We start from the raw sequence: 4,000 nt of genomic DNA on the forward strand, positions 1-4,000 counted from the left end.
GCAGCGGAACAGGCGCGGGCGACGGCGGGAGATTGACCCAATGCACGTCGATGCCGACCACCGGCGTCAGGTGGTTCACTGCCAGCATCGTCATGTCGCCTGCGTCCCCGTGCCTGCGTTATTGTTGTCGGCGTCGTGTGCGAGCGGCTGGACCAAGCATCCCGTTATTCTGTAACCCGGCATTCGACACGATGAGACCTCGACAATCGATATGAAACAGAACACGCGGATTGCGTATTCGACCGACTGTCAATGTATCCCCGCGAGTGCATGCGATATAACGCGACTTTTCCTAATTATTCGAAGTGCGCACGCAGTCAAGAACAGGTATCTGAACGGATTAATGCCTATGAGCATCATCAACCTGGATCACGCTGCACGTTCTCAATCCGTCATGCAAATAAAAAAGGCATCCGACTAAAAACCGGATGCCTTTGTCACTACTCAAGCGTGTGATCAAACAAGAAGCGCCACACGCTCCAGCGTTTCGATACAAGCATTCGCAACTTCACGCCCCTTCACGCTCATATGATCGTGGAAGAAGCGCAGATGCTCTTCGCCTGCATGAAAGTGATGCGGCGTCAGCACGGCCGAGAACACCGGCGTGAGCGTGTCGAGTTGAACCTGCATCAGCCCGTTGATGACCGCCTGCGCAACAAACTCATGCCGGTAGATCCCGCCATCGACTACAAGCCCGGCTGCCACCACCGCATCGAAACCGCCGCGCGTGGCGAGCAGCTTCGCGTGCAGCGGCAGTTCGAACGCTCCGGGAACATCAAAGCACTCGACAGCGCTTGCAGCAAAACCCAATTCCGCGACGCGCGCAAGAAACGCATGCCGGCACTGATCGACGATCTCGCGATGCCAGCACGACTGCACAAACGCAATGCGCAAGGGTTTGACCGGTTGCGACGGCGCGTTCATAGCGCGGCCTTGTAGATGTCGAGCGCGGCGGCTTCCGTCATCTCGCGCGGATTGTTGATGAGCAGGCGCTGCTGCTTCATCGCGTCGGAGGCGAGCATCGGCAGATGCGATTCCTCCACGCCCACTTCACGCAGCGTGCGCGGAATGCCGGTCTCGTTGACGAGGGTCTGCATCGCCTGGACGAAGGCTTCGGTCTTCGCCTCGGCGCTGTCGCCAGCCGCCGCGCAGCCGAGCACGTCCGCGAGTTCCGCATAGAGCGCGGCAGCGGCGGACGCGTTGTAGCGCAGCACGTGCATCAGCACGAGCGCATTCGACAGTCCATGCGGCACGTGAAAGTGTCCGCCGAGCGGATAGGCGAGCGCATGCACCGCGGCGACGGGCGCATTCGAGAACGCCTGGCCGGCGAGCGTCGCGCCGAGCAGCATGGCTTCGCGCGCGGCGCGGTCCTTGCCGTCGCGGCAAGCCGGCAGCAGGTTCGCATACAGCAGGCGCAGCGCTTCCTTGGCGAGCATGTCGGACAGCGGGTTCTTCAGACGCGCCGACGTGTAAGCCTCGATCGCATGCACCATGGCATCGATGCCGGTCGCGGCGGTCGCCTGCGGCGGCAGGCCGAGCGTGAGTTCGGCGTCGAGCAGCGCGATGTCCGGATACAGAATCGGCGAGACGACGCCGCTCTTGGTGGTCGCGCCCGTCGTGACGATGGAGATGGCCGTGACTTCGGAGCCGGTGCCCGCCGTGGTCGGAATCAGCACGAGCGGCAGACGCGGGCCTTCCACGTTGCCGACGCCATACATCTTGTCGAGCGGCTGTTCGCTCGCGCACAGCACGGCGATCAGCTTGGCGACGTCCATCGACGAACCGCCGCCGAGCCCCAGCACGATCTGCGCGCCGCTGGCTTTCGCGCGCGTGGCGGCGTCGAGCACGACGTGATCGGGCGGATCGGCGACGACGTCATCGATCACGGTGACGTCCCAGCCCCGGGTCGAGAGGTCGTCGAGTGCGGGCGCGATCAGGCCGCTCTGATTGAGGAAGCGGTCGGTCACGAGCACGACGCGGCTTTCGTTGCGATAGCGCTCGCGCAGCAGCGCGCCGAGCCGCCGGGCGCTGCCGTATTCGACGATGAGCGAGGGAACCGTGGTGAAACTGAATGCGTTCATGCGATGCGCTCAGGAAAGAGAATCTTCGGTTTCAAGTTCGAGGTTGCGAAAACCCCGGTTGTAGTAGACGAGCGGCGTGGCTTCGCACAGCTCGACTTCCTGGATCTCGCCGATCAGCACCGTATGATCGCCGGCTTCGTGCACGTCGCGCGCGACGCACACGAGCGAGGCCATCGAGCCCGGCAGCACTGGCGGATGCGGATTGTCTTCGGTGCCATAGCGGAAGCCGTGCGGGGCGAACTTGTCGACGCCCTTGCGCGCGAAGTGCATCGCGATGTTCTTCTGATCCTGCGAGAGGATGTTGATCGCGTAACGCTGCGCGGTGACGAAGGCCGCGTGCGAATCCGCCTTGTTGGCGATGCACACCAGCACGAGCGGCGGGTCCATCGATACGGACGAGAACGAGCTGGCGGTGAAGCCCCAGTGGCGGCCGGCTTCGTCGGTCGTCGACACGATGGTGACGCCGCTCGGAAAAGCCGACAGTGCGTCGCGGAAGGTCTGATTGTTCTTGAGCGTCATGAAAGTCTCCGGAATGAGATGAGCGCATGGCATCTGCACTTCATGATCCCAGTCTAGAGTCGCGCGTCCCGCAGAACAATTTCGATGTCGCGATGGATTGATCGATAAAACGGATAGATGAGCGCGCTGATAAGTGGCAAGCGCTCGCATCATGGCGTCAGGCCTGCGCCGCGTCGCTGGTCAGCGTCGCGCCGAAGTTCGCCTGCAAATGCCGCACGAAGCTCAGCGCGGCGGCGCTCAGGTCCGCATCGCGCGAACGCAGAATGCCGAAGCTGCGCATCAGCTTGACGTCGGTGACCTGAAGCGTGGCGCGAGTGTCGCGCGCGTAGCGCTGCGCCATCGAGCGCGGCAGGAAGGTGGCTCCCAGACCCGCGTCCACCATGCCGAGCAGCGTGCTCAGGTTGGCGGCGTGGTGCATCGGCCGCAGCGCAAGACCGCGTTTCGCGAACTCGTCGGCGAGCCGCTCGCGCAGGATCGAATAGCGGTCCAGCAGCATCAGCGGCACTTGCGCGAGCTGCTCCAGCGTCACTTCGCCAGCGGGCGCGAGCGCATGCGAGGTCGGCACCACGACCAGCATGTCCTCTTCCGTGAGCGCTTCGAAACTCAGCTTGCTCGAATCGTTATCGAATGCGACGACCGCGAGATCCGCCTCGCTGCTCTCGATCCGCGCGACCACGTCTTCATATTGCAGGTCGCGCAACTGGATCTGCACGTCCGGATAGCGCTGGCAGAAGGAATGGATCAGCGAGGGCAGCATGACGGCCGAGATCATCGGCGTGGCGGCGACGACTACGCGCAGCCGCGCTGCTTCGGCATCGGCCTGGAATTCGGTCAGCAGCTTGCGCAGGTCGCGCAGCGCGGCTTCCGCGTGCTCGCGCAAGCGCTTGCCGGCGGCGGTCGGCTCCACGTGACGCGTGGTGCGCACGAGCAGCCGGGTTTTCAAGGTCGATTCGAGCCGCTGCACGCGGGCCGTCACGGAAGGCTGGGAGATATGCAGACGCCTGGCGGCGGCGCTGAAGCTGCCCAGTTCCACCACCGCAAGAAAAGTCTCCAGTTCGACGAGGTCGAAACGCAGCGTGACCGGCGCCGCGGCATGCGCGGCTTCGTCCGGCTTGTCGGACGTCATGGCCCAAGGTCTCCGGGTTTTATCAGGAATGTCTATGAGTCTATCTCATAAAGCAAATAGTGTCGTGGCGTGGGCCTCGACATAATCGGTTCATACGACTGCGCCTCTTGCGTCATGCCGAAGCATGCGGCGCTCCGAAGGAATCGCAAGGAGACTTCATGAAGAACGAAATCAGGATCCTGACGCCGAACGGCATCCTGGGCTACGGCATCCCGGCGGCCGACTTCTGGCGCGGCATCGATCAACAGCCCGACGCGATGATCGTCGATGGCGG

Annotated in this window: 4 protein-coding genes; all 4 read right to left on the reverse strand. The window is 63.2% G+C overall.

Going from position 1 to position 4,000, the window contains the following annotated elements:
- Nucleotides 1–456: 456 nt before the first annotated feature.
- The 4 genes from QCE69_RS39065 to QCE69_RS39080 all read right to left on the reverse strand — a co-directional run bounded on the left by QCE69_RS39065 (nucleotide 457) and on the right by QCE69_RS39080 (nucleotide 3,726).
- Complete coding sequence (locus QCE69_RS39065; protein ID WP_309927951.1) at nucleotides 457–924, reverse strand: 6,7-dimethyl-8-ribityllumazine synthase; 468 nt, start codon at nucleotides 922–924, stop codon at nucleotides 457–459.
- On the reverse strand, nucleotides 921–2,081 hold the full coding sequence (locus QCE69_RS39070; RefSeq protein ID WP_309936117.1) for an iron-containing alcohol dehydrogenase: 1,161 nt from the start codon (nucleotides 2,079–2,081) through the stop codon (nucleotides 921–923). Before QCE69_RS39070 ends, QCE69_RS39065 begins: the two co-directional genes overlap by 4 nt.
- Nucleotides 2,082–2,090: 9 nt before the next feature.
- Complete coding sequence (locus tag QCE69_RS39075) at nucleotides 2,091–2,600, reverse strand: flavin reductase family protein (RefSeq protein ID WP_309936118.1); 510 nt, start codon at nucleotides 2,598–2,600, stop codon at nucleotides 2,091–2,093.
- A 157-nt stretch (nucleotides 2,601–2,757) separates the two neighbouring features.
- Nucleotides 2,758–3,726 (reverse strand): LysR family transcriptional regulator, encoded by a 969-nt coding sequence (locus QCE69_RS39080; RefSeq protein WP_309936119.1) that lies wholly within the window; start codon nucleotides 3,724–3,726, stop codon nucleotides 2,758–2,760.
- Nucleotides 3,727–4,000: the final 274 nt, after the last annotated feature.

The organism is Caballeronia sp. LZ032 (genome assembly GCF_031451315.1).
In the GTDB taxonomy this organism is placed as follows: Bacteria; Pseudomonadota; Gammaproteobacteria; order Burkholderiales; family Burkholderiaceae; genus Caballeronia.